5 protein-coding genes are annotated in these 4,208 nt (G+C 40.9%); 4 read left to right on the top strand and 1 reads right to left on the bottom strand.

Annotated elements, in window-relative coordinates:
* The 4 genes from NG821_RS12350 to NG821_RS12335 form a co-directional block, all read left to right on the top strand.
* On the top strand, nucleotides 1-269 hold a 269-nt coding region (locus NG821_RS12350), incomplete at its 5' end, for a hypothetical protein (RefSeq protein ID WP_252761963.1).
* 67 nt (nucleotides 270-336) lie between these two features.
* Nucleotides 337-1,533: an RHS repeat domain-containing protein gene (locus tag NG821_RS12345; protein WP_252761962.1), complete on the top strand. Its 1,197-nt coding sequence runs from the start codon at nucleotides 337-339 to the stop codon at nucleotides 1,531-1,533.
* A gap of 1 nt (nucleotide 1,534) precedes the next feature.
* Nucleotides 1,535-1,945 carry an energy transducer TonB gene (locus tag NG821_RS12340; RefSeq protein ID WP_252761961.1) on the top strand — a complete coding sequence of 137 codons (411 nt, stop codon included), beginning with the start codon at nucleotides 1,535-1,537 and terminating at the stop codon, nucleotides 1,943-1,945.
* Nucleotides 1,942-2,559, top strand: a complete 618-nt coding sequence (locus NG821_RS12335) for an RHS repeat-associated core domain-containing protein (protein ID WP_252761960.1) — start codon at nucleotides 1,942-1,944, stop codon at nucleotides 2,557-2,559. Before NG821_RS12340 ends, NG821_RS12335 begins: the two co-directional genes overlap by 4 nt.
* A 129-nt stretch (nucleotides 2,560-2,688) precedes the next feature.
* On the opposite strand, the gene ald is transcribed toward NG821_RS12335, so the two are convergent.
* Entirely contained in the window at nucleotides 2,689-3,795 is a 1,107-nt protein-coding gene (gene ald / locus NG821_RS12330) for an alanine dehydrogenase (protein ID WP_252761959.1), read from the bottom strand.
* Nucleotides 3,796-4,208 lie beyond the last annotated feature (413 nt).

Here is a 4,208-nt window from a genome sequence, read left to right as displayed (position 1 = left end):
TGCATTGCTTAAGTCATCACCTGACGCTCTTTGGGGGCTTCGCACCCCCAGCCGCGAGGCAAACCGCCGCGGTGTTTTTCATGATTTTTGCACCAAGGTGTTTTTGCACTTCTAATTGGAAAGAGCCAAAAGATGAGAGAAAAATACTAAATAAAATAGCAATTGTTACCAACCAAATTTTAAGTGCACCTTTAGAACAACGTGTTGGTACTGCGTGGCTGTATAAGGAAAAAGAGTGTATTATCTTTGATACGAATATAGTAAAATAGTTAGGTGATAATAGCGCCCTTGCCGATATCAGGATGATTACAAGCGGATGCACTAAACGGCAACCTGATGTCGGATGCCAACAAAGGTATAGCTAAGATAGAATATGACACGATGAACCATCCAATGCGAATACAGTTTACCAACGGTAATGTAACGGAGTATATCTATGCTTCTACAGGTGAGAGGCTGCGTACCATTCACCGTACGGTAGCAGACAATATACTCTCCGTGGACAGTACCGACTACATCGGCAACTTTATTTTTGAAAATGGAAAAGCTGATAAATATTTGTTTAATGGAGGATATTGCTCATTTACCTCAACCGGCCTGCCAATATATCATTACTATACTCAGGATCACCTGGGTAATAATCGGGCCGTGGTGAACGAGGACGGAACACTGGAACAGGTGACACATTATTATCCTTTCGGTGGTATATATGGTGATGCCGGCTTGAATGCTTCGTTGCAGCCGTATAAGTATAACGGGAAGGAACTGGACAGGACACATGAATTAGACCTTTATGACTATGGAGCAAGAAACTATGATGCAATTATCGGCCGTTGGACTACGATGGATCCACTGGCAGAGCGTACTCCAGAAGTGAGTCCGTATGTGTACTGTGTGGACAACCCGGTAAATGCTATAGATGTTGATGGGAGAAAAATATATGCCATACAAATTGAGGCACAAAGAATGATTCTGAACACATTGCCCGAAGATTTAAGACAATATGTACAATTTGATAAAAAAGGATATATTCGGCAGGATCCACTAAAAACAATTCAAAGTGACAGTCAGAATTTTCAAAGTCTAAAGACAATGGCTCTTTCTGATAAAATAGTTGAAGTTAAATTGGATGATAAATTTAGATATAGAAATAAGAAAGGAATTCTATGTGTTTATCCTATGCATTATAGTGGGGTCGATAGATCATTTGTTGGGAATAATAATGGAAGGGGCATTGGAGCATCAACTGGTGAAACAGGTCTTCTAGGCAAAACTCTTTTTCCTGATAGTAACGGATTGCAAAATTCTCCAAATAATAATATTATCGTCGTTATTAATTCAAAATTATCAGAAGAGGGAAGAGCACAAATATACAGTCATGAAGCAAATGGGCATGCTTATGTTTATATTATAACAAAGGGAGATAGAAAGGAAGCCTCTCATCAATATGGTTTAGGAAATACTGACCTAAATAGGTCTTTATTTGATTTAATAAATAAATCGATGAATGAAACAATTCAAAATATGAAATAATATGAAGCAGATTTTTCTTACAGTTTGTCTGTTATTGCTTATGGTTGTACCAAGTACAATTTATGGGCAGGGCAGTAAGTCTCTGGATAGTACAGTTTATCAAGTTATGGAGACAAATCCTTCTCCGTCATATAATGGTGGATATTACTGTCTACTCAATTATATTGATTCTGTTTTTAAATATCCAGACATTTATGATGATGCATCAATACAAGGAAAAGTTATTTGTGAATTTATAGTAACTAAAGAGGGAGATATTAAAGATATTAAGGTTATTCAAGGTTTAGATGCTCCACTTGATAATGAGATTATTAGAATTCTAAAATTAATGCCTAAATGGATTCCCGGGAAGATAAAGGGTAAAGCCGTAAATGTAGAGTATTTTCTGCCTGTTTATTGTAGGGTAAAATGAATGGATTTAAACAGATTGACACCATGAACCATCCAAGACGGATACAGTTTACCAACGGCAACGTGACGGAGTACGTCTATACCTCTACAGGGGAGAAGCTGCGTACCATCCATCGTACGGCAGCAGCCAATACACTCTCCGTGGACAGTACTGACTATATCGGCAACTTCATCTTCAGGAACGGAAAGGCAGACAAATACCTGTTCGGCGGAGGCTACTGCACATTCACGACAGCCAGCCAGCCGGTGTATCATTACTATACCCGGGACCACCTGGGCAACAACCGGGCAGTAGTGAACGAGAACGGAACACTGGAGCAGGTGACGCATTATTATCCCTTTGGAGGCGTGTATGGTGATGCTGGCCTAAATGCCTCGTTGCAACCGTATAAGTATAACGGGAAGGAACTGGACAGAGTTCATGGCCTAGACCTTTATGACTATGGAGCAAGAAACTATGATGCAATTATCGGCCGTTGGACCACGATGGATCCAGTGGCAGAGCGTACTCCAGAAGTGAGTCCGTATGTGTACTGTGTGGACAACCCGGTAAATGCTATAGATCCGGATGGTAGAAAAGTTGTGGCTGATTCTGCATCAGAGACTAATCGTTAATACTTTGTCTAAAAAAGAAGCGGAGTATGTCCAATTTGATGAAAAAGGGGTATTAAATCTTATAACTGCAACAGGCCTTCTTGTTTGTGAGAAGGCCTGTATTGATTAGATTTTAATGAATTCCTGTTATTATACTTTTGCAGGAACATAAGGCAGTCCGTATAAATCAGCGACGGGTTTGAAGGTGACTTTTCCGTCTACAATATTGACTCCTTCATATAGTGATGCATCTTCGGCACATGCCCTTTTCCAACCTTTTCCTGCAAGAGCCAGGACATAAGGCAGTGTGGCATTATCCAATGCCGGGGTAGAGGTGTAAGCTACGGCTCCCGGTATGTTGGCGACTGCATAGTGTACAATGCCGTTGACTGTATATACCGGATCCGTGTGGGTCGTGGGATGTGAAGTCTCGAAACACCCGCCCTGATCGATAGCCACATCTACTAGGACACTTCCCTTACGCATGAGTTGTAGCATATCTTTAGTGATCAGGTGTGGTGTTTTGTCTCCTCGTACCAGTACAGAGCCGATCACAAGATCTGTATCGGGCAATTCCTCACGGATATTGTGCTCGGATGAGAATAGCGTCTTCACGTTCTTCGGTAGGATTTCACTCAATGCACGTAAACGGGGCAGATTGATATCCATCAGGGTGACATCAGCTCCAAGTCCGGCAGCCTTGAATGCTGCATTGGTGCCTACTGTACCGGCGCCCAGTACCAATACTTTAGCAGGTTTTACCCCCGGTACACCTCCTATTAGCATGCCCTTTCCACCTTGGGGACTTTCCAGAAAACGTGCCCCTTCCTGAACGGACATTCTGCCTGCCACTTCACTCATGGGAATCAACAGAGGCAGTGAACCGTCTTTGGTCTTGACCGTTTCGTATGCAATGCAGGTAGCTCCACTAGCCAGCATAGCATCCAGAAGCGGACGGTCGGAAGCAAAATGGAAATAAGTGAAGACGATCTGTCCTTTCCTGATCAGTTGATATTCCGGTTCTATGGGTTCCTTGACTTTCACGATCATGTCCGCCTTGGCATACACCTCTTCTTTTGTCGGGATGATCTTGCCACCGACTTCAGTGTAGGTATCGTCGGGAAAACCGCTATTGATACCGGCTGAGGTTTCTATCAATACTTTGTGGCCTCGTTTTACTAATTCCGCCACACCAGCAGGAGTCATACCGACCCTGTTTTCATTGTTCTTGATTTCTTTTGGTATTCCGATAATCATAAGCCGTAATATTTAAAGATGATAATTAGGTCGATTGCAAGAATCCAAGGAAAAGATATTTCCTTTCTCTTTCATGGTATTACAAAACTATTCATTTTTTATTATAATGACAAATAAAACCGGTTAAAAATGATATTCGACCGATTGTTGTTACAATATGATGCATAAATAAGTAATTGTACATTACTTTATAACTAAAAATATGCTTTTAATTACAAACAATATTATTCTACCAGAACACCGGCATTTATAAAATCAAGTCCTTTTCCGGATAATTTTCGTAAGTTGTGTATAATACTCCCCAATTTTAGTACAGGTGCTAAAGTTAAAGAATATTGTTTATCTTTGCACTAAGTAAGAAAGGAACAGAAATGGGAAGAAGAAGTAAGTTTGAACCAAGTTTTAAGGCAAAG

The sequence above is a fragment of the Segatella cerevisiae genome (genome assembly GCF_024054555.1).
Lineage (GTDB): Bacteria > Bacteroidota > Bacteroidia > Bacteroidales > Bacteroidaceae > Prevotella > Prevotella cerevisiae.
Note: the sequence above shows the minus strand (reverse complement) of the source record. Positions and strands in the feature narration are given on the sequence as shown.